Annotated in this window: 17 protein-coding genes; 8 read left to right on the top strand and 9 right to left on the bottom strand. The window is 74.4% G+C overall.

Annotation, left to right across the window (positions count from 1 at the left end; translation table 11 throughout):
* Positions 1-8: 8 nt before the first annotated feature.
* The 9 genes from gyrA to dnaA form a co-directional block, all read right to left on the bottom strand.
* Complete coding sequence (gyrA, locus tag ACI78R_RS20210) at positions 9-2,477, bottom strand: DNA gyrase subunit A (protein WP_073422082.1); 2,469 nt, start codon at positions 2,475-2,477, stop codon at positions 9-11.
* A 114-nt stretch (positions 2,478-2,591) separates the two neighbouring features.
* Positions 2,592-4,628, bottom strand: a complete 2,037-nt coding sequence (gyrB, locus tag ACI78R_RS20205; protein WP_073422081.1) for a DNA topoisomerase (ATP-hydrolyzing) subunit B — start codon at positions 4,626-4,628, stop codon at positions 2,592-2,594.
* Between the two features lie 279 nt (positions 4,629-4,907).
* Positions 4,908-6,668: an ABC transporter ATP-binding protein gene (locus tag ACI78R_RS20200; protein ID WP_457042052.1), complete on the bottom strand. Its 1,761-nt coding sequence runs from the start codon at positions 6,666-6,668 to the stop codon at positions 4,908-4,910.
* A gap of 25 nt (positions 6,669-6,693) precedes the next feature.
* Positions 6,694-7,485, bottom strand: a complete 792-nt coding sequence (locus tag ACI78R_RS20195; protein ID WP_457042051.1) for a hypothetical protein — start codon at positions 7,483-7,485, stop codon at positions 6,694-6,696.
* A 13-nt stretch (positions 7,486-7,498) separates the two neighbouring features.
* On the bottom strand, positions 7,499-7,999 hold the full coding sequence (locus ACI78R_RS20190; protein ID WP_073422079.1) for a DUF721 domain-containing protein: 501 nt from the start codon (positions 7,997-7,999) through the stop codon (positions 7,499-7,501).
* Complete coding sequence (recF, locus tag ACI78R_RS20185) at positions 7,996-9,174, bottom strand: DNA replication/repair protein RecF (protein WP_457042050.1); 1,179 nt, start codon at positions 9,172-9,174, stop codon at positions 7,996-7,998. Before recF ends, ACI78R_RS20190 begins: the two co-directional genes overlap by 4 nt.
* A gap of 93 nt (positions 9,175-9,267) precedes the next feature.
* The gene (gene gnd / locus ACI78R_RS20180; protein WP_073422077.1) at positions 9,268-10,200 is read right to left on the bottom strand and encodes a phosphogluconate dehydrogenase (NAD(+)-dependent, decarboxylating); all 933 of its coding nucleotides are present in this window, start codon (positions 10,198-10,200) and stop codon (positions 9,268-9,270) included.
* A 140-nt stretch (positions 10,201-10,340) separates the two neighbouring features.
* Positions 10,341-11,525 (bottom strand): DNA polymerase III subunit beta, encoded by a 1,185-nt coding sequence (gene dnaN / locus ACI78R_RS20175; RefSeq protein WP_457042049.1) that lies wholly within the window; start codon positions 11,523-11,525, stop codon positions 10,341-10,343.
* Between the two features lie 895 nt (positions 11,526-12,420).
* Positions 12,421-14,370 carry a chromosomal replication initiator protein DnaA gene (gene dnaA / locus ACI78R_RS20170; protein ID WP_457042048.1) on the bottom strand — a complete coding sequence of 650 codons (1,950 nt, stop codon included), beginning with the start codon at positions 14,368-14,370 and terminating at the stop codon, positions 12,421-12,423.
* Between the two features lie 683 nt (positions 14,371-15,053).
* Here dnaA and rpmH point away from each other — a divergent pair.
* The 8 genes from rpmH (at position 15,054) to ACI78R_RS20130 (ending at position 20,863) form a co-directional block, all read left to right on the top strand.
* A complete protein-coding gene (gene rpmH / locus ACI78R_RS20165; RefSeq protein ID WP_040338882.1) occupies positions 15,054-15,191 on the top strand; it encodes a 50S ribosomal protein L34 in 138 nt (45 codons plus the stop codon).
* Positions 15,130-15,594, top strand: coding sequence for a ribonuclease P protein component (rnpA, locus tag ACI78R_RS20160; protein WP_457042047.1), 465 nt, complete (start codon positions 15,130-15,132; stop codon positions 15,592-15,594). Before rpmH ends, rnpA begins: the two co-directional genes overlap by 62 nt.
* Positions 15,591-16,016: a membrane protein insertion efficiency factor YidD gene (gene yidD, locus ACI78R_RS20155; RefSeq protein WP_457042046.1), complete on the top strand. Its 426-nt coding sequence runs from the start codon at positions 15,591-15,593 to the stop codon at positions 16,014-16,016. The genes rnpA and yidD overlap by 4 nt, the downstream gene beginning before the upstream one ends.
* Complete coding sequence (gene yidC, locus ACI78R_RS20150) at positions 16,009-17,181, top strand: membrane protein insertase YidC (protein ID WP_457042045.1); 1,173 nt, start codon at positions 16,009-16,011, stop codon at positions 17,179-17,181. Before yidD ends, yidC begins: the two co-directional genes overlap by 8 nt.
* Positions 17,182-17,295: 114 nt before the next feature.
* The gene (locus tag ACI78R_RS20145; RefSeq protein ID WP_245794769.1) at positions 17,296-17,931 is read left to right on the top strand and encodes a Jag family protein; all 636 of its coding nucleotides are present in this window, start codon (positions 17,296-17,298) and stop codon (positions 17,929-17,931) included.
* Positions 17,928-18,599: a 16S rRNA (guanine(527)-N(7))-methyltransferase RsmG gene (gene rsmG, locus ACI78R_RS20140; protein WP_457042044.1), complete on the top strand. Its 672-nt coding sequence runs from the start codon at positions 17,928-17,930 to the stop codon at positions 18,597-18,599. Before ACI78R_RS20145 ends, rsmG begins: the two co-directional genes overlap by 4 nt.
* A gap of 87 nt (positions 18,600-18,686) precedes the next feature.
* Positions 18,687-19,808, top strand: a complete 1,122-nt coding sequence (locus ACI78R_RS20135) for a ParA family protein (protein ID WP_457042043.1) — start codon at positions 18,687-18,689, stop codon at positions 19,806-19,808.
* Positions 19,805-20,863 (top strand): ParB/RepB/Spo0J family partition protein, encoded by a 1,059-nt coding sequence (locus ACI78R_RS20130; RefSeq protein WP_457042042.1) that lies wholly within the window; start codon positions 19,805-19,807, stop codon positions 20,861-20,863. The genes ACI78R_RS20135 and ACI78R_RS20130 overlap by 4 nt, the downstream gene beginning before the upstream one ends.
* Positions 20,864-20,912: the final 49 nt, after the last annotated feature.

The following is a 20,912-nucleotide window of genomic DNA, read 5'->3' as shown; positions in this document are numbered from 1 at the left end:
GTCTCACCCTAGGCGGCGGGCTCGTCGTTGTCCGTCGTCCGCGCGATCGCCACGATCGACACGTCCTCGGGCAAGTTCATGAGCTTGACACCCATGGTGGCCCGGTCCTTGTTGTGGCGCACCCCGTTGACCGGGGTCCGGATGACGCCGCCGCCGGAGGTGATGGCGTACAGCTCGTCGCCCAGCCGCACCGCCAAGGCCCCGACCAGGGCGCCCTTGCGCGCCTTGGGGTCGGCGGTGAGCACGCCCTTGCCGCCGCGGCCCTGCGGCGGGTAGTTCTCGATGCCGGTGCGCTTGGCGAAACCGCGCTCGGTGGCGACGAGGACGTCGACGCCCTCCTCCACGACCATCATCGCCAGCAGCCGGTCGCCGGGGGCCAGCGAGATGCCGCGGACACCCTCGGTGGCCCGGCCCATCGGCCGCAGCGTCGCGTCGTCGGCCTTGAAGCGGATCGACATCGCCGAGCGGGTGACCAGCAGCAGGTCCTGCTCCGGGTCGATGAGCGCGGCGCCGACGAGCTCGTCGCCCTCGCGCAGGTTGATCGCGATGACGCCGCCGCTGCGCGGGGAGTCGAAGTCCGACAGCCGGGTCTTCTTCACCTGCCCGTTGGCGGTGGCCAGGACCAGGTACGGCGCGACGCCGTAGTCCTTGATCTGCATGACCTGGGCGATCTTCTCGTCGGGCTGGAACGCCAGGAGGTTGGCCACGTGCTGGCCGCGGGCCGTGCGGTTGGCCTCGGGCAGCTCGTAGGCCTTGGCCCGGTACACCCGGCCCTTGGTCGTGAAGAACAGGATCCAGTCGTGGGTGGAGCCCACGAAGAAGTGGTCGACGAGGTCGTCCTGCTTGAGCTGGGCGCCCATGACGCCCTTCCCGCCGCGGCGCTGGGACCGGTAGAGGTCGCTCTTGGTCCGCTTCGCGTAGCCGGTGCGGGTGATGGTGACGACGACCTCCTCCTCCGCGATGAGGTCCTCCATCGTCACGTCGCCGTCGTTGGCGATGAACTTCGTGCGGCGGTCGTCGCCGTACTTCTCGACGATCTCGGCCAGCTCGTCGCGGATGATCTGCCGCTGCCGCTCGGGCGAGTCGAGGATCGCCTGCAGGTCGGCGATGCGGGCCTCGATCTCGGCGAGCTCGTCCATGATCCGCTGGCGCTCGAGGGCGGCCAGCCGGCGCAGCTGCAGGTCGAGGATGGAGACGGCCTGGATCTCGTCGACGTCGAGGAGCTCCATCAGGCCGGTGCGGGCCTCGTCGGCCGACGGGCTGCTGCGGATCAGCGCGATGACGGCGTCGAGCTGGTCGAGCGCCTTGGCCCAGCCGCGCAGGATGTGCGCGCGCTCCTCGGCCTTGCGCAGCCGGTAGCGCGTCCGCCGCTGGATGACCTCGATCTGATGGTCGACGTAGAGGCGGACGAGCTCGTCGAGGCGCAGCGTCCGCGGGACGCCGTCGACGATCGAGAGCATGTTGCAGCCGAACGACGTCTGCAGCTGGGTGTGCTTGTACAGGTTGTTCAGCACGACCTTGGCGACGGCGTCGCGGCGCAGGGTGATGACCAGCCGGCGGCCCACGCGGTCGCTGGACTCGTCGGCGATCTCGCTGATGCCCTGCAGCCGGCCGTCCTTGACGGCGTCGGCGATCGCCTCGGCCAGGTTGTCCGGGTTGACCTGGTAGGGCAGCTCGGTGACGACGAGCTGCACGCGGCCGCGGGCGTCCTCCTCGACGGTGACCACCGCGCGCATCCGGACCGAACCGCGGCCGGTGCGGTAGGCGTCCTCGATGCCGTCGCGGCCGACGATCAGGCCGTAGGTGGGGAAATCGGGGCCCTTGATCCGCTCCATGCACGCGGTGAGGGCCTCCTCGGGCTCGGCGTCGGGGTGCTCGAGCACCCAGAACACCGCGTCGGCGACCTCGCGCAGGTTGTGCGGCGGCATGTTCGTGGCCATGCCGACGGCGATGCCGGCCGAGCCGTTGATGAGCAGGTTGGGGATGCGCCCCGGCAGGACCAGCGGCTCCTGGTTCTTGCCGTCGTAGTTGGGCTGGAAGTCGACGGTCTCCTCGTCGATGTTGGCCAGCATCTCCATGGCCAGCGGCGTCAGCCGGGCCTCGGTGTAGCGCATGGCCGCCGCCGGGTCGTTGCCCGGCGAGCCGAAGTTGCCCTGGCCGTCGACCAGCGGGTAGCGCATGGACCAGGGCTGGGCCAGCCGCACGAGGGCGTCGTAGATCGAGCTGTCGCCGTGCGGGTGGTAGTTACCCATGACCTCGCCGACGACGCGGGCGCACTTGACGTAGCCGCGGTCGGGGCGGAAGCCCTGGTCGTACATGGCGAACAGCACGCGGCGGTGCACCGGCTTGAGGCCGTCGCGCACCTCGGGCAGCGCGCGGCCCACGATCACGCTCATCGCGTAGTCGATGTAGGACCGCTGCATCTCCTGCTGGAGGTCGACCGGCTCGACGCGGTCGCGGTACGGGGTCTCGGTCACGTTCGGGTCTCCACAGGTCGGTGCACAGTCGGTGGACGAAGTCGCAGGTCAGCGACGTGTGGCGGCCACCGGGAGGACTCCTCCCGGTGGCCTGCGCGTCACACGCCGCCGGTCTCAGACATCGAGGAAGCGGACGTCCTTGGCGTTGCGGGTGATGAAGCTGCGGCGGGCGTCGACGTCCTCGCCCATCAGCACGCTGAACAGCTCGTCGGCGGTGGCGGCGTCCTCGAGCGTGACCTGCAGCAGCACGCGGGTCTCGGGGTTCATCGTGGTCTCCCACAGCTCGGTCGCGTTCATCTCGCCGAGGCCCTTGAACCGCTGGATCGCGTCGTCCTTGGGCAGCTTGCGGCCGGCCTCGGCACCCGCCTTGAGGACGGCGTCGCGCTCCTTGTCGGTGTAGACGTACTCGTCGCCGACCTTGCCGCCCCACTTGATCTTGTACAGCGGCGGCTGCGCCAGGTAGACGTGCCCGGCCTCCACCAGCGGCCGCATGAAGCGGAACAGCAGGGTGAGCAGCAGCGTGCGGATGTGCTGGCCGTCGACGTCGGCGTCGGCCATCAGGACGATCTTGTGGTACCGCAGCTTCGTCAGGTCGAACTCGTCGTGGATGCCGGTGCCGAAGGCGGTGATCATCGACTGGACCTCGTTGTTCTTGAGGACCCGGTCGATGCGCGCCTTCTCGACGTTGATGATCTTGCCGCGGATCGGCAGGATCGCCTGGAACATCGAGTCGCGGCCGGACTTGGCCGACCCGCCGGCGGAGTCGCCCTCGACGATGTAGATCTCCGAGGCGCGGGGGTCGGTGGAGCGGCAGTCGGCCAGCTTGCCCGGCAGCGAGTTGTTGCTCAGCAGGTTCTTGCGGGCGAGCTTGCGGGCGTCCTGCGCCGCGCGGCGGGCGCGGGCGGCCGAGGCGGCCTTGGTGATGATGGTCTTGGCCTCGGTCGGGTTCGCCTCGAACCAGTGCGAGATCTGCTCGTTGCAGATGCGCTGCACGAAGCCCTTGACCTCGGTGTTGCCGAGCTTGGTCTTCGTCTGGCCCTCGAACTGCGGGTCGCCGATCTTGACCGAGACGATCGCGGCCAGACCTTCGCGGATGTCCTCGCCGGTGAGCTTCTCGTCCTTCTCCTTGAGGAGCTTCTTCTCGACGGCGTACCGGTTGACGATCGACGTCAGCGCGGTGCGGAAGCCCTCCTCGTGGGTGCCGCCCTCGTGCGTGTTGATCGTGTTGGCGAACGAGTAGACCGACTCCGAGTAGGCGTCGGACCACTGCATCGCGACCTCGACGCTCATCCGCATGTCGTTCTTGCCGGTGCCCTCGGCGCCGAAGCCGACGATCGAGCGGTGGATCGGCGTCTTCTTGGCGTTGATGTGGCGGACGTAGTCCTCGAGGCCGCCGTCGTACCGGTAGGTGATCTCGGTGGGCTCGAAGGCGGCGTCCTCGTGGCCGGGCGCCGGCGCCGCGTCGGCGACGGAGGTCTCCTCGGCCAGGCCGGTCTCGGCCTTGCCGCGGCCGGGCCGCTCGTCGCGCAGGACGATGGTCAGGCCCTTGTTGAGGAAGGCCATCTCCTGCAGCCGGCGGCTGATCGTGTCGAACGAGTAGGTCGTCGTCTCGAAGATGTCGCCGTCGGCCCAGAAGGTGATCTGGGTGCCGCGCTTGGTGGTGGCGCCGATCTCCTCGAGCGGACCGGGCTTGGCCATCGCGTAGGACTGGTGCCACTCGCGGCCGTCGCGCCAGATGCGGACGTCGAGCGAGGTGGACAGCGCGTTGACGACGGTGACGCCGACGCCGTGCAGACCGCCGGAGACCGCGTAGCTCTTGCCGTCGAACTTGCCACCGGCGTGCAGCACGGTCATGACGACCTCGACCGTCGGGCGCTTCTCGCGCGGGTGCATGTCGACCGGGATGCCGCGGCCGTTGTCCTCGACGCGGACGCCGCCGTCGGCCAGCAGCGTGACGCGGACGGTGTCGCAGAAGCCGGCCAGCGCCTCGTCGACGGAGTTGTCGACGACCTCCCACACCATGTGGTGCAGGCCGCGCTCACCGGTGGAGCCGATGTACATGCCGGGCCGCTTGCGGACCGCCTCGAGCCCCTCGAGGACGGTGATGGAGCTGCCGGAGTAGCTGGTGTCGGTCTGGGTCCGAGCGACCACGTGGGGCCCTTCTGTCGAGCAGCCGGCGCGCCGGCCCTCCCACCTGGGGAGGGGCTCCGAGGGCGCACAGCGCCGCTCAGCCGGATGCTGGGGATTCCTGGCCTCCATGTTACCGGGTCCACCGACAGGAACGGCGTCACGCAGCCCCTGACGTCCGTTCTGCGCCACTCGCGGCACCGGCTGCACCACCGGTGTTGCCCCCGGGCCCGACACGCCCACCCAGGGGCGCTGGGCCGGTCGCGCGGTTCCACGTGGAACGCGGCGCCGGACCGGCGGGGGTCAGACCAGCAGCTGCGCGGCGGCGAGCTCGCGGTACAGCGGGCTGGTGTCGACCAGCTCGGCGTGCGTCCCGCGAGCGACGACGCGGCCCGCGTCGAGGACGACGATCTGGTCGCTGTCGAGCACGGTGGACAGCCGGTGGGCGACGACGAGCAGCGCCCGGTCGGCGGCCGCGGCGGCCAGCGTCTCCCGGAGCAGGTTCTCGTTGCGGGCGTCGAGGCTCGCGGTCGGCTCGTCGAGCAGCAGCAGCGCCGGGCGGGCCAGCAGGGAGCGCGCGATCGCCAGCCGCTGCCGCTCGCCGCCGGACAGCAGCACGCCCTCGTCCCCGACCGGCACGTCGAGCCCGCGCGGCGAGCGCTGCACGACGCCGGTGAGGCCGACGTCGGCCAGCACCGCCCACAGCTCGTCGTCGGCGGCGTCCGGCGCGGCCAGCAGCAGGTTCTCCCGCACGGTGCCGGCCAGCACCGGCGCCTCCTGCTCGACGTAGCCGAGCCGCGCGCGCAGCGCCGCCCGCGGCAGCTCCCGGACGTCGGTGCCCGCCCACCGGATCGTGCCGCCCGACAGCGGGTAGAAGCCCTCGACCAGCGCCAGCACCGTCGACTTGCCGGCACCGGACGGGCCGACCAGCGCCACGCGGCTGCCGGCCGGCACCGACAGCGACACCCCGTCGAGGACGCGGGTGCCGTCGGGGTAGGCGAACGAGACGTCGTCGAGCTCGAGCAGCGGCACCCCGGCGGCCGGGGCGCGCGGGGCGGCGGTCGCGCCGCCGACCTCGGCGACGTCGTCGCGCTCGGGCTGGAGGACCAGCACCTCCTGGATGCGGGCCAGCGCGCCGAGGCCGGTCTGCAGCTGCGTCCAGGCGCCGACGGCCTGGCCCAGCGGCATCACCAGCAGGAACAGGTAGAGGATGAACGCGACGAGGTCGGCGACGGCGATCGAGCCGGTGGCCACCCGGTAGCCGCCCAGGCCGAGGACGGCGAGGAACGCGCCCTGGACGGCGATCGCGCCGGCCGGCGCCACGAACGCCTCCACCCGGGCCACCGAGACCCCGGCGCGGTAGGCGCGCTCGGCGCTGGCGCCGACGGTGCCGACCTCGCGCGCGGTGGCGCCGCTGGCCCGGATGGTGCGCACCGCCGACAGCGCCCGCTCGACGGCCGCCGTCATCGCGCCGACCTCCTCCTGCGCCCGGCGCGACAGCTTCCGGATCCGCCGGCTGCTCGCCACGACCACGGTCAGGCCGACCGCGACGGCGGTGACCGTGACCAGCAGGAGCCAGACGTCGACGAGCGCCATGGCCACCAGCGCGCCGACCGCGACGACCGCCGACCCGACCACCTCGACCAGGCCGGAGGTGACCGTCGCGCGCAGCAGGGTGGTGTCGGCGCCCACGCGGGACATCAGGTCGCCGGTGCGCCGCCGGTCGTACTCGGCGACGGGCAGCCGCAGCAGCCGGTCGGCGACGGTCCGGCGGGTGGTGAGGACGACGCCCTCCCCCGTGCGCTGCAGCAGGTAGGACTGGAACGCGTTGAGCACGGCGCCGGCGACCAGGACCAGCAGCAGCGCCGCGACGGCGGGCAGCAGCGGCCGGCCCGCGCCGACGGCGGAGATGACCCGGCCGGTGAGCGCGGGCTGCGCCAGGGCCGCGGCCGCGCCGACCAGCGACAGGCCGGCGGCGGCCAGCAGCGCCCGCCGGTGCGGACGGACGAGCGGCAGCAGCTCGCGGAGGCCCGCGGACGTCGCGGGCTCGGCGGGGACGGTCACGGTGGGGTCGCCGGCCGGCCGCGGCTCAGGCGGCGCCGGCCAGGGCGGCGACCATCGCCGTCAGCAGCCGGGCGTGGTGCTCGATGAGGGCGGGCCGGTGCCCGTCGGGCCGGACGGCGGCCAGGTGGCCCGCGGCCGCCCAGAACTCGTCGCCGTCGTCGCTGTGCAGCAGCAGGTCGCGCACGGCCGGGTCGGCGACCAGGCGGCGCACCGCCGGGCCGTCCTCGGCGGTGAGCAGCACCCACCGGTCGTCGAACGCCTGGTCGCCGCTGGGGACGTGCAGCAGCCCGCCGGTGCGGTGCCGCCAGAACCGCGCCGGGGACAGCCGCAGCCCGGGCGGCAGCGGCACGAGCACGGGCGCGGCGGTGACCGCCCACTCCGGCACCGTGTAGCGCTTGTCGGTGTAGACGACGTCGAACGCGACGAGCTCGAGGTTGCCGGCGCGACCGCGCATCACGCCGGCCGCGCGGTGGTCGCGGCTCGCGCGCACCGGCGCGGAGGCGACCAGCTCGGCCAGCACGGCGTCCTCGGGCGCGGTGCCGTCGGAGATCGTCCAGCCGTGCTGCAGCGCCCAGCCCTGCGCCCCGACGGTGTCGCCCCGGTAGGCGAAGACCTGCTCGACGACGCCGGGCGTGCGCGGCCGCGGCCCGCCCGGGGCCGCCGGCGACCAGGACACCACCGGCCCGCCGGCGGACGGGTCCCGCCGGACGCCGCCGGGGGCGTCGGGACCGTCGTCGCCGAGGGGACCCGGCTCCTGCCGGCGGGGGTCGTCGTCGCGGGGGTCGTCGCGGGGGTCGTCGTCCCGGGGGCTGCTCATCGCTGTTCCGTCCTCATCCGTACGTGTCGCGGGGCCCCCGCCCGCGGACCGACCGCGGGCCCTTCTTCCAGCTGGGGGCCGTCGGTCCGACAACGCGCAGCCGGGTCACGACGTCCCCGCCCACCGACGCGCGCAGCTTGGCGAGGATCGTCGGCGCGAGCAGGCGCAGCTGGGTGGCCCAGGCGGTGGACTCCGCGACGACGAGGAGCTCGCCCTCGGTGAGGGTCTCCGGCCGGCAGTGCGAGGCGATGTCGGCGCCGACGATCGCCGACCAGCGGCCGAACACCGCCCCGACGCGGGTCTGCTCCGACCAGTCCTGGGTGCTCACCAGGGAGTCGACCAGCCGGCCCAGGGGCTGCGGGTCGTCGTCGCCGGGGCGGGGGCCGGTCCAGCGACGGCGCGGGCCGGCCACCCGGCGGCGGGTGGGCGCGGGCCGGGCGGCGGAGGCCGCGCGGGCCGCCTCCAGCGCGGCGCGGGCGATGTCGCTGGGCCGGGCCGGCCGGTCCTCGCTCACGGGGACCCTCCCTCGTCGTCGGCCGTGTTCTCGACCGTCAGGATCGCGTGTCCGCCGCCGACCTCCACGCGGGCGCCCCGGAGCTCGGGCGGGACGTCGTCGAGGACGGCGGCGGTGATCAGCGTCTGCTCGGCCGAGCGGGCGACGTCGGCCAGCGCGGCCCGCCGCCCGGCGTCGAGGGTGGCGAAGACGTCGTCGAGGACGAGCACGGGCTCCTCGCCGTCGGCCCGCAGCAGCGCGAAGCAGCCGAGCTTGAGCGCCAGGGCCAGCGACCAGGACTCCCCGTGGCTGGCGAAGCCCTTGGCCTGCGCGGGGCCCAGGTGCAGCACGAGGTCGTCGCGGTGCGGGCCGACCAGCGTCATCCCGCGGTCGACCTCGTCGCGCCGCCGCTCGGCGATCCGCTCGCGCAGCGCCGCCGACAGCTCGCCCGCCGTCGGCGTCGGCGCGCCCTCGGCCAGCGGCGCGCCCTCGCCGGCGAGCGGCACGGTGCTCGCGTAGCCCAGCCCGGCGACCGCGGCGCCCGCGCCGGCGACCGTCGCGTAGGCCCGCGCCACGTGCGGCGCGAGGTCGGCCACCAGCGCCAGCCGGGCGGCCAGCAGCTGCCCGCCGAGGTCGACGAGGTGGGCGTCCCAGACGTCGAGGGTGGCCAGCGCGTCCCCGCGGGCCATCCGCGCGGTCTTGAGCAGGGCGTTGCGCTGCTTGAGCACCCGCTCGTAGTCGCTGCGCACCCCGGCCAGCCGCGGGGTGCGGCTGACCAGCAGGTCGTCGAGGAACCGGCGCCGCTCGGCCGGGTCGCCGCGGACCAGCGCGAGGTCCTCCGGGGCGAACAGCACGCTCTTCACCAGGCCGAGCAGCTCCCGCGGCCGGGCCAGCGGGGAGCGGTTGACCCGCACCCGGTTGGCCCGGCCGGGGTTGATCTCCACCTCGACGAGCAGCTCGCGGTCCTCCCGGCGCAGCGCCGCCCGGACCACCGCCTGGGGCGCCCCGTGCCGCACCAGGGGCGCGTCACCGGAGACCCGGTGGCTGCCCATGGTCGCGAGGTAGCCGACCGCCTCGACGAGGTTGGTCTTGCCCTCGCCGTTGCGGCCGACGAACACCGTCGGCCCCGGCCGCAGCGCCAGGTCGACCCTATCCCAGCTGCGGAACCCGACGAGCTGGAGGTGCCGGACGTACACGTCAGCACCCGGCCGGTGGTGAGGTGCTGGAACGGCCCCCCTGCAGGGCCCCGCCGCGAGCCTGCGAAGAGTGGGGGGCAGGGGGGTCCTCCATCACGCCGGGCGCTCGACCTCCTGCGCCTGGATCGCCTGGACGGCGTGCCCGCCGAACTGGTTGCGCAGCGCGGCGACCGCCTTCATGGTCGGCGAGTCCTCCTGGCGGGAGGAGAAGCGGGCGAACAGCGACGCCGCGATGGTCGGCATGGGGACGGCGTTGTCGATCGCCTCCATGACCGTCCAGCGGCCCTCGCCGGAGTCCTCGGCGTAGCCCCGGATGCGCTCGAGGGCGGGGTCCTCCTGCAGCGCGCGGACCAGCAGGTCCAGCAGCCACGAGCGGATGACGGTGCCCTGGGTCCACGAGGCGACGACGCCCGGGACGTCCTCGATCAGGTCGACGGCGGCCAGCAGCTCGTAGCCCTCGCCATAGGCCTGCATCAGCGCGTACTCGATGCCGTTGTGGACCATCTTCGCGTAGTGGCCGGCCCCGACCGGGCCGGCGTGCACGAAGCCGGCGCCCGGGATGGCCTCGCCCGACTCGTCGGTGGGCGCGGGCGGCTTGAGCGCGTCGAAGACCGGCTGCACCTTCGCGACGTCGTCGGCCGAGCCGCCGACCATCAGCGCGTAGCCGTTCTCCAGGCCCCACACGCCGCCGGAGACGCCGGCGTCGACGTAGCCGATGCCCTTCTCGCCGAGCATCTCGGCGTGCACCTTGTCGTCGGTGAACTTGGAGTTGCCGCCGTCGACGACGACGTCACCGGGCTCGAGCAGCTCACCGAGCTCGCGCACCGTCTGCCGGGTCGGCTCCCCGGCGGGGACCATCACCCACACCACGCGCGGTGCCGAGAGCGCGCCGACGAGCCCCTCGAGGCTGTCGACGTCCCGCTTGCCGGGCGCCCGGTCGTACCCCACGACCTCGTGGCCGGCGCGGCGTACCCGCTCGGCCATGTTGCCGCCCATCTTGCCCAGCCCGATCAGCCCCAGCTGCACGGTTCTTCCTCTCGTCGCACACCGTCGTCGTCATGCGGGCGCACGCGCCGGTGCGGGTGCCCGCGGGATGCGGTGCCCGGGCGCACGGCCCGGGACACCTCCGTGGAGGGCCCGATCGAGCCCCGTCCTGCGGTCTGGGATCAGCCGGGGAGACGCACCGGCATGATCAGGTACCGGTAGCTGCCGGGCCGCTCGGCCGGGCGCGAGGCGCCGTCGTCGTCGGTGGCCGGGTCCTCGACGCCGGAGAGCACCGCGGGCTTGAGCGGGCTGGTGAAGTCCATCCGCGCGCGGCCGGTGTGCACCGCGGCGAGCCCGTCGAGCAGGAACGTCGGGTTGAAGCCGATCGTCAGCGGGTCGCCGTCGAAGTCGACGTCGCAGCGCTCCTCGGCCTGCCCCTCGTCGTCGCTGCCGCCGGCGCGCAGGGTGACCTGGCCGGGGGTGAACTCGCAGCGCAGGGGCGTGCCCCGCTCGGCCACCAGCGCCACGCGCTTGGCGGCGTCGGTGAACTGCGCGACCGGGAGCGTGGCGTTGGCCGCGGACTCGCTCGGCATGATCGCGCGGTACTTGACGAACTCGGCGTCGAGCAGCCGGGTGGTGGTCTGCCGGTCCTTGCCCGACAGGCCCAGGATGCCCTCGCCCGAGCCGCCGGAGGACAGCGAGACGGTGATCTCCGGGCCGCTGGTGAGCGTGCGGGCGGCGTCGGCGAGCGTGCGCGCCGGGACCAGCACCGCGGCCGAGGTGCCCGGGGTGTCCGGCCGCCAGGCGAACTCGCGCACCGCGAGCCGGTAGCGGTCGGTGGCCGCCAGCGTCACCCGGTCGTCGTCGATCTCCAGGCGGACGCCGGTGAGCATGGGGAGGGTGTCGTCACGGCCGGCGGCGACGGCGACCTGGCCGACCGCCTCGGCGAAGACGTCGCTGTCGACCACGCCGGCCGACGACGGCATCGACGGCAGGGACGGGTAGTCCTCGACCGGCAGCGTCGGCAGGCTGAACCGCGCGTTGCCGCAGGTGATGGCCAGCCGCGGGCCCTCGGCGTGGATGTCGACCGGCTGCGGGGGCAGCGCGCGGGTGATCTCGGCGAGCAGCCGGCCCGGCACCAGCACGCGGCCGGCCTCTGCGGCCTGCACGTCGACCTCCGCACGGGCGGAGACCTCGTAGTCGAAGCCGGACACCGACAGCTGGCTGCCGTCGACCTCGAGCAGGATGCCGGCGAGCACCGGCACCGAGGGCCGCGGCGGGAGGCTGCGCGCCGTCCACGCGACGGCATCGGCGAGCACCTCGCGTGTCACCCGGAACTCCATGACCGACCCACCCCAGCTCTGCACGGTCCACTGCTGTCTCTGCGCACCGCTCCCCGGCGTCCGTGCTCACCGGGGTGGTGCTGTCCGTCCTGCGCGGTTCATCGTGCCCGTCGGTGCACGGCCGGGGGAACCCGGGACCCGATCAGGTGTCCCGTCGCCGGCGTAATGCCGCCGGGGTCGCTGTCCTGTTCCTGCTCCTGCCGTCGCTCTCGTCCTCGTCCCCGGCGTCGCTTCTCCCTGCTCCTCGTCGCTGCTCTTCATCGCTCCTGGAGGCCCCCGGGCCGGGACTTCCCCACCCCTACTGGGGTTCAAGGAAATCTCGATCTCTATCCCTCATCTCCGTCATCACCGGTGTGGAAGCTGGGGATCGAGGCCCTTCGCGCAGGTCAGCGCCCGAGTCGACATGTTGGCCCACTGTGGGGAACCGGCGTGCTCCTGTTGTCGACACGTGGACATCTCGACGGCCGTGCACAACGACCCCCGCGGATCCACGTCCTGTCCCCGGTCCACCCCCTGTCCGTCCCCAGTCCGTGCCCAGCCCGTGTCCCAGCCCGCCGGCGGCGGCCGCGCCGCGACCACCGCGGGGTGGGGACGGAGGCCTCCGGACGGGACGAAGGCGCAGGTCGGGACGGGAGCGAGGGGCTCCGTACACACACTGGGGAGTTCCCTGGGGACGGCACCCCGTGCCAGGCCGGTCGCGACGGCGGGGTCACACCCCGATCACGATCTCCCCAGGGTGTGCACATCCCTGGGGACAACTCGGCGCGATGTCGACACCCGGGAGGCCGGTCACCGCCCGTCAGCCGCGTGACGACGGGAGCCGGAGGGGGCCGCCCGGGCCCCGGTCCCCGTCCTCCGGCTGTGGACATCCCGCGCGGGACCCCTCCGTGCCGGCGGGACGGCACGGGCCGGGCGCCGGCTACTGGCGGGCGCGGCTCTTGATGCGGGCGGTCAGCTCGGTCACCTGGGTGTAGGTGGCCCGGCGCTCGCTCATCAGGTTGGTGATCTTCTTGACCGCGTGCATGACCGTGGTGTGGTCCTTGCCGCCGAAGGACGCACCGATCCGCGGCAGGGACAGCTCGGTGAGCTCCCGGCACAGGTACATGGCGATCTGGCGGGCGTTGACCAGCGTGCGGCTGCGGTTGGCGCCCTGCAGCTCCTCCATCGTCACGGAGAAGTACTCCGCGGTCGCCGCCATGATGATCGCCGCGGTGATCTGCGGGCCCTGCTCGTCGCTGATCAGGTCCTTGAGCACCAGCTCGGCCAGCGGCAGGTCGACCTGCTGCTTGTTGAGGCTGGCGAAGGCGGTGACCCGGATCAGCGCGCCCTCGAGCTCGCGGATGTTGGTCTGCACCTTGCTGGCGATGAACTCCAGCACCGGGTCGGGCACCTGCAGGCGCTCGCCGTAGGCCTTCTTGCGCAGGATCGCGATGCGGGTCTCGAGGTCGGGCGCCTGGACGTCGGTGATCAGGCCCCACTCGAAGCGGGTGCGCAGCCGGTCCTCCAGCGTCGTCAGCTTCTTCGGTGCCCGGTCGGAGGTGATGACGATCTGCTTGCTCGCGTTGTGGAGCGTGTTGAAGGTGTGGAAGAACTCCTCCTGCGTCCGCTCGGCGCGCTCCAGGAACTGGATGTCGTCGATCAGCAGGAAGTCGATGTCGCGGTAGCGACGGCGGAAGTCCTCGGCCCGGCCGGAGTGAACCAGGTTGATGAACTCGTTGGTGAACTCCTCGGTGCTGACGTAGCGCACCCGCACGTTGGGGAACATCCGCGCCGCATAGTGGCCGATCGCGTGCAGCAGGTGCGTCTTCCCCAGCCCGGAGTCGCCGTAGACGAACAGCGGGTTGTAGGCCCGCGCCGGGGCCTCGGCGACGGCGACCGCCGCGGCGTGCGCGAACCGGTTGCTGTTGCCGATGACGAAACTGTCGAAGACGTACTTGGGGTTCAGGCCCGGGTCCAGGCCCGCCGGGGGACGGCGGTCGCCGAACAGCGGCACCGCGCCGCCCCCGGACCGCGCCGGGCCCCGGTCGCGCCGGCCCTCGGGCTCGTCGGCGGGCGGGGCGTCGTCGCCGAGGTCGAAGGGCAGCACCTCGGCGCCCTCCCCCGGCCGGACGCCGCGCCGGCGGCCGCGGCCGCGCACCGCGGGGCTCCAGTCGGTGCCGCCCCACTCCCCCGCGCCGTCGGCGGACGACTCGGCCGCACGGGTGTCGGCCGGCCGTGCGGTCTCGTAGCGGGCGGCGTCGGCGTAGCGGTCGTCGCCACGGCGGTCGTCCGCACGGCGCTCGTCGGCGCGACGGTCCTCGGCACGGCGGTCGTCGGGGTACCGGCCGTCGCCGAAGCGCTCGTCGGGGTACCGGACGTCCTCCCGCCCGCGCGGCGCCTCGGCCCGCGCGCCGTCGAAGGGGCGGTCGTCGAAGGGGCGGTCGTCGAAGGGGCGGTCGTCGTAGCCGGGGGCGCCGTCGCGGGGCGCGCGCTCCAGCGGGCGGGCGTCGCTGCGGACACCGAAGGCGCTGCGGCCGTCGTCGGCCCGCTCGCGGTCCTCGTCGGTCGGCTCGGGGACCGGCGGCGTCCACGGCCGGCGGGTCGGGGCCTCGGGCTCGGTCGCGCCGGCGGGGGCGTCCTCCAGCTGGATGGCGACGCCGATGTCGCGGCCGAGCTGCTCGGACAGCGCCTCGGCCAGCACCCGGCGCATGCGGGACTCGAGCACGGTCTGGGTGAACTCGTTGGGGGCGGCCAGCACGGCGGTGCCCCCGACGAGGCCCACCGGCCGGGTCAGGTTGAGCATCGCGTTCTGCTGACGGGTCAGGCTCGTGGCCAGCCGCTCGCGGACCGAGTCCCAGACCTCCGCCAGGTCCTCCGTGGCATCGGCCATGACCGTGTCCTCCCCAAGCTGGTGCTGTCCCCGTGGTCCGACCGTCCCGCACGTCCCGGGTCCCCGGTGTCGCGGCGCCCGGGTGTGGACGTCCGGACACACGGGATCCACACGAGTGTCCACAGGCTGTGCACGACCGGCGACACGGCGCCTTGTCGACTCGCCGCTGGCGGGTCGGTCCCGGCGTCGTCGCTGATCGGGAGGGAGGTCGTGATACGGCTCGAGGCGGACGGCGGTCAGGTCGACCGGGTGGTCGGCCCCCGTGCCGGGCAGGTCACCCGGACCGGAGCGACGGCGACGCTAACAGCCCCGTCCACAGCCCGGCAACGACGTCCGGGCGCCGCGGTGGCCGCCGGCGTGCGTGTCGTTCGGCGTGTCGTCCCCTCCCGGTCGGCGCGTCGCCACCAACCGTCCGCCCCGGGGGTGCAGCCTGAGTGGTCACACCGGGCCCGGTCCCCGGACGGGTCCCGTGCCGGTCGCCCGGTCGGAGGGGCCGTCGCCGGTCCTGGCCGTCCTCCCCGCCGCCCTGGTTATGATGGGCGGAGTCCGTGTACCCGTCGGGGTGCCCGGAGACCAGCCTCCGGGGTCGCGCGGAGCGGCGAGTGCCGTCCCGCCCCGTACCCCGCAGCGTGCCTGCCCACCGGCGGGCCCGCACCACCGACGTCCTGCCGTAGGAGTTCCCCGTGAGCAAGCGCACCTTCCAGCCGAACAACCGCCGCCGGTCCAAGACCCACGGCTTCCGGCTGCGGATGCGCACCCGTGCGGGCCGCGCGATCCTCGCCGGCCGCCGCCGCAAGGGCCGCGAGAAGCTCTCCGCCTGAGGTGCTGCCCGCGCAGGCCCGCCTGCGCCGGCGTCCGGAGTTCACCGCGGTCGTCCGGTCCGGCCGGCGGGCCGGTCGGCCGACCATGGTGCTCCACTACCTCCCCGTCCGACCCCCGGCCAGCGCGGCCGGGGGTCCTGACGTGTCCGGGGACGGTGCGGCCGCAGCGTCCGGCCCCCGGGCCGGCTTCGTCGTCGGCAGGGCGGTGGGCAACTCGGTGGTCCGCCACCGCGTGACCCGGCGCCTGCGGGCGGCGGTCCGCGAGGAGCTGTCCCGCCTGCCCGCCACGGCCGACCTCGTCGTCCGCGCGCGGCCCGAGGCCGGCACCGCCGACTCGGCGGTGCTGCGCCGCGACCTCGCCGCGGGCCTCGACCGGCTGCTGCGCGAGCGGACGCGGTCGTGACCGGCGCAGCGGGGCCCGGACCCCGTCGCCGCGGCCCGGTCGCCCGCGCCCTGCTCGCGGCGATCGGCTTCTACTCCCGCGCGATCAGCCCGGCCCTGCCGCCCCGCTGCCGCTTCGCACCCACCTGCAGCGCCTACGCCGCCGAGGCGGTCGCCGTCCACGGCGCCGCCCGCGGGTCGTGGCTGGCACTGCGGCGGCTGCTCAAGTGCGCACCCTGGCACCCCGGTGGCTTCGACCCGGTCCCGGCGCCGCGCGCCGGGCGGGCGACCGCCGGAACCGGCGGCGACGGCCGCACGTCGATGACAGCGACGCCCGCGGGACCGGTTCCCGCGGCGCCCGCCGCCGACGGCGCCCGTCGCCCCGCCCCCGAGACCCCGCCGGCTGACCGCCGGACCCCGCAGCAGGAGGCTGGCGTTGCTTGACTGGCTGTACACCGCGATCGCCTTCGTCATGAAGACGTGGCACTCGGTGTTCTCGACGTTCCTCGACCCGGCCGCCGGCATCACCTGGGCGCTGTCGATCGTGTTCCTCGTCGTCACCGTGCGCCTGATCCTGTTCCCGCTGTTCGTCAAGCAGGTCAAGAGCCAGCGGGCGATGCAGGAGATCCAGCCGGAGATCCAGAAGCTGCGCAAGCAGTACGGCGCCGACCGCCAGGGCTTCAGCCAGGCGATGATGGCGCTGCAGAAGGAGCGCGGGGTCAACCCGCTGGCCGGCTGCCTGCCGATCCTGCCGCAGATCCCGGTCTTCCTGTCGCTGTTCCACGTCCTGCGCCGGCTGCGTCCGGGCGCCGACGGCCTCTACAGCTGGTCCGACGAGCTCACCGACCAGGCGGCGCGCGCCGAGCTGTTCGGCGCGCCGATCTCCTCGTCGTTCAACATGACGGGGCAGAAGGCCACCGACATCCTCGCCCTGCCCGGCGTCTCCCAGGGCGGCATCCGCACCGTCGCGCTGATCCTCATGGTGATCATGTGCGTCACCACGTACATCACGCAGAAGCAGATCATGGCGCGCTCCGGCCCGGTCGAGGGCCAGGCCGCGATGGTGCAGAAGCTGCTGCTCTACGGCATGCCGATCAGCCTCTTCGTCACGGGCTTCTTCTTCCCGATCGGCGTCCTGCTCTACTGGATGACCAACAACCTGTGGACGCTGGGCCAGCAGTTCTTCATCCTGCGCAAGCTGCCCCCGCCCGGCTCCCCCGCCGCGCTCGCCAAGGCCGCCGCCGACAAGCCGGCGATCGACCCGAAGACGCTGGCCCCCAAGCCCGGCGCCAAGCCGGTCCGCCCCGGTAGGAGCGGCCGTCCCGCCACCCCCGGCGTCGCCCTGACCAAGGACGGCAACGGCACCGACGGCGCCACGGGCGCGAGCACCGGCGGCGCGACGGCCGGCGGCACGCCCGCCACCGGCCCGGCGGACGGCACGCCCGCGAACGGCACCGGTGCCGGGGGCGCGACCGCGTCTGGCAGGTCGGGCAACGGGTCCGGCGGCTCCGGCGGCGCGTCGGCCAACGGCGCCGGCAGGGGCAACCGCCCCGGCCGCCCGCCGCACGGCCGCGCGGCCGGCACCGGCGGGAAGAAGAAGCGCCGCTGACCCCTGCGTCCCGCGGACGCACCCGCCGGCCCCGAGCCGCCGTCCCGTGACGGCGCCGGCCGGCTCCTGACCCCCGGGTACGCCCGGCTGCCCGCACCGACTGGAGGTCCCTCCGTGAGCGTTCCGCACCAGCCCGCCGGCGACACCGCCGCGACCGCCGAGGTCACCGCTGGCGCCGTCCTGAGCCCGGCCACCGGCCCGGTCGCCGACGTCGAGCTCCCCGACACCGACGAGACCGGCGCCGACGCCGCGCTCGAGCCGGCCGTCGAGGGCGTGGCCCCCCGCGGCACCGACCTGCTCGTCCGCGAGGGCGACGTGGCCGGCGACTACCTCGAGCGGCTGCTCGACATCCTCGACGTCGACGGCGACATCGACCTCGACGTGGAGGGCGACCGGGCCTCGGTGGCCATCGTCGGCGGCGAGCTCGACGACCTCGTCGGCTCCGACGGCGCGGTGCTCGAGGCGCTGCAGGAGCTCACCCGCCTCGCCGTCGCGCAGGCCACCGGCGTCCGCAGCCGGCTCATGCTCGACGTCGGCGGCTACCGCGCGAAGCGGCGCGCCGACCTCACCTCCATGGCCGCCGACACGGCCGCGCGGGTGGCCGGCAGCGGGCAGCCCGAGCGGCTGTCGCCGATGAACCCCTTCGAGCGCAAGGTCGTCCACGACGTCATCGCCGGCGTGGCCGGCGTCCGCAGCGAGTCCGAGGGCGAGGAGCCCGCCCGCCGCGTCGTGGTCCTGCCGGAGCGGTGAGCGGCCCCTCCGAGCAGGCGGCCGGCGCCCCGTCCGCCCCACCGGCCCCGCCCGTCGCACGCGACGTCTTCGGGGCGGCGCTGCCCGACGCCGAGCGCTACGTCGCCCGGCTGGCCTCCGACGGCGTCACCCGCGGCCTGATCGGGCCGCGGGAGGTGCCGCGGCTGTGGGAGCGACACGTCCTCAACAGCGCCGCGGTGGCCGAGGCCGTCCCCGACGGCGCCCGGGTCGTCGACGTCGGCAGCGGGGCGGGCCTGCCCGGCATCCCGCTCGCGCTGGCCCGGCCCGACCTCTCGCTCGCCCTCGTCGAGCCGATGGCGCGACGGGTGGAGTTCCTCGAGGAGGTCGTCGCCGAACTCGGCACCGGCTGGCGGGTGGTCCGCGGCCGCGCCGAGGAGCGCTCGGTGGTCACGGCCGTGGGGGCGGTCGACGTCGTCACCGCCCGGGCGGTCGCGGCGCTCCCCCGGCTGGTCGGCTGGTGCCGGGGCCTGCTGCGCCCCGGCGCCCGACTGGTGGCCCTGGTCGGCGCCCGCGCGGTCGAGGAGCTGCCGGCGATGCTCCCGCAGCTGACCGCCGCCGGGATGCGCGACGTCCACGCGCGGGCTGTCGGTGCCGGGCTCGGGGACGCTGCCACTACCGTGGTGGTCATGACGCGCGGCACGCGGTGACCGCTCGGCTACGCCGCGTTCCACGTGGAACGCACAGAGCAACCCGTACCCGTTCCACGTGAAACGGGACGGCAGGGAGGACCCCCGATGACCGACCCGGGCCAGCGGCTGCGGAGCAGCCTCGCGGCCGACTCGTCGGCCAGTTCCGGCGGCGCGGAGTTCGACAGCCCCATCGCGATGGAGGCGATGCGGGCCACCCGCGTGCTGCACGCCGCCGACCAGGAGCCGTTCCCGCCGCCGGGCCGCATCCGGGTCATCACGGTCGCCAACCAGAAGGGCGGCGTCGGGAAGACCACCTCGACGGTCAACCTCGGCGTCGCGCTGGCGCTGTTCGGTCTGCGGGCGCTGGTCATCGACCTCGACCCGCAGGGCAACACCAGCACGGCGCTCGGCGTCGAGCACACCGTCGGGACGCCGTCGATCTACGACGCGCTCGTCGGCGACAGCTCGCTGGCCGACGTCGTGCACCCCACGACGGCGAGCCCGCTGCTGCGCTGCGTCCCGGCCACGATCGACCTGGCGGGCGCGGAGATCGAGCTGGTGTCCGTCGTCGCCCGCGAGTACCGCCTGCGCCGGGCCATCGAGGGCTACATCCAGGGCCTGCCCGAGGACCAGCGGCCGCACTACGTCCTCATCGACTGCCCGCCGTCGCTGGGCCTGCTGACGCTGAACGCGCTCGTGGCCGGCGACGAGGTGCTCATCCCCATCCAGTGCGAGTACTACGCGCTGGAGGGCCTCGGGCAGCTGCTCAACAACATCGAGCTGGTGCGGGCGCACCTCAACCCGGGGATCGCCGTCCGCACCATCCTGCTGACGATGTACGACGCCCGGACCAAGCTCGCCGACCAGGTCGCGGAGGAGGTCCGCAGCCACTTCGGCGACCTGGTGCTGACGACGGTCATCCCGCGCAACGTCCGGGTGTCCGAGGCGCCGGGGTACGGGCAGTCGGTGCTCACCTACGACCCGGGCTCGCGCGGGTCGACCAGCTATGTCGAGGCCGCCCGCGAGCTCGCCGAGCGCGGCGTGCACCTGCAGCCGGAGCGCGACCCCCGGCCGATGGGCCCGCCGCCTCCCCCGCCGGCCCCGGCCACCGCGCCGATGCCGGCCATCCGGCCGTCCTCGGGCCCGCCGTCGGGTGCCTTGAAGCGCGCCTTCCCCGAGTCCGACGCCGGCGTCCTGCCCGTCCCCACCTCCGAGGAGACCCGATGAGCAAGCGTGGCGGCCTGGGCCGCGGCCTGGCGGCGCTCATCCCCACCGCTCCCCCGGTCGAGCAGCCGACGCTGCCCCAGACCGAGACCGCGCCCGCCCCCGAGGCGGGTGGGGCCCCGGAGACGGGTGGGACGACGGCGGGCTCCCCCGTCACCCTCCTGCCCCCCGCCGCGCAGGCCGCGGCCACCGTCGCCGCCCAGGCCGAGGCGGCCGTCGGGGTGCCCGGCGCGCAGCTGCGCGAGGTGGCCGTCACCGACGTCGTCCCCAACCCCCGCCAGCCCCGCCAGGTCTTCGACGACGAGGCGCTGGAGGAGCTCACCTACTCGGTGCGCGAGTTCGGCCTGCTGCAGCCGATCGTCGTCCGCGAGCGCGGCAGCGACTCCGGCGGCGGCTACGAGCTCATCATGGGCGAGCGGCGGCTGCGGGCCGCCCGCGCCGCGGAGCTCGAGACGGTGCCGGCGATCGTCCGCGACACCGAGGACGACGCGCTGCTGCGCGACGCCCTGCTGGAGAACATCCACCGGGTCCAGCTCAACCCGCTGGAGGAGGCCGCGGCCTATCAGCAGCTGCTGGAGGAGTTCGGCGCCACCCACGAGGAGCTGGCCCAGCGCATCGGCCGCAGCCGCTCGCAGGTCACCAACACCATCCGGCTGCTCAAGCTGCCGGTGAAGGTGCAGACCCGGGTGGCCGCCGGCGTCATCTCGGCCGGCCACGCGCGGGCGCTGCTCGGGCTGGGCGACGCCGAGGCGCAGGAGGCGCTCGCCGGCCGGATCGTCGCCGAGGGCCTCTCGGTGCGGGCGACGGAGGAGGCGGTGGCCCTCGCCGCCGCCGAGCAGCCGGCCTCGCGCCGGCGCGCCCGCCGGATCAGCGCGCCCGGCGTCGAGGACCTCGCCGGCCGGCTGTCCGACGTCTTCGAGACCAAGGTCAAGATCCAGATCGGCCGGGCGAAGGGGCGCATCGTCGTCGAGTTCGGCTCGGTCGACGACCTGCAGCGCATCATCGGCCAGATGGCGCCGGACATCACCGGCCGCCGCGAGGACGACGAGGAGTCCTGAGACGACAGCGCCCGGGTTCCGTCACGGACGGAACCCGGGCGCTGTCGCA

The organism is Geodermatophilus sp. SYSU D01106, assembly GCF_054049995.1.
Note: the sequence above shows the minus strand (reverse complement) of the source record. Positions and strands in the feature narration are given on the sequence as shown.

Excerpts from the sequence above, each read along its gene's own strand:
- ACI78R_RS20195 (WP_457042051.1), bottom strand. The coding sequence starts at position 7,485 with ATGAGCAGCCCCCGGGACGACGACCCCCGCGACGACCCCCGCGACGAC.
- dnaA (WP_457042048.1), bottom strand. The coding sequence starts at position 14,370 with ATGGCCGATGCCACGGAGGACCTGGCGGAGGTCTGGGACTCGGTCCGC.
- ACI78R_RS20135 (WP_457042043.1), top strand. The coding sequence starts at position 18,687 with ATGACCGACCCGGGCCAGCGGCTGCGGAGCAGCCTCGCGGCCGACTCG.
- ACI78R_RS20130 (WP_457042042.1), top strand. The coding sequence starts at position 19,805 with ATGAGCAAGCGTGGCGGCCTGGGCCGCGGCCTGGCGGCGCTCATCCCC.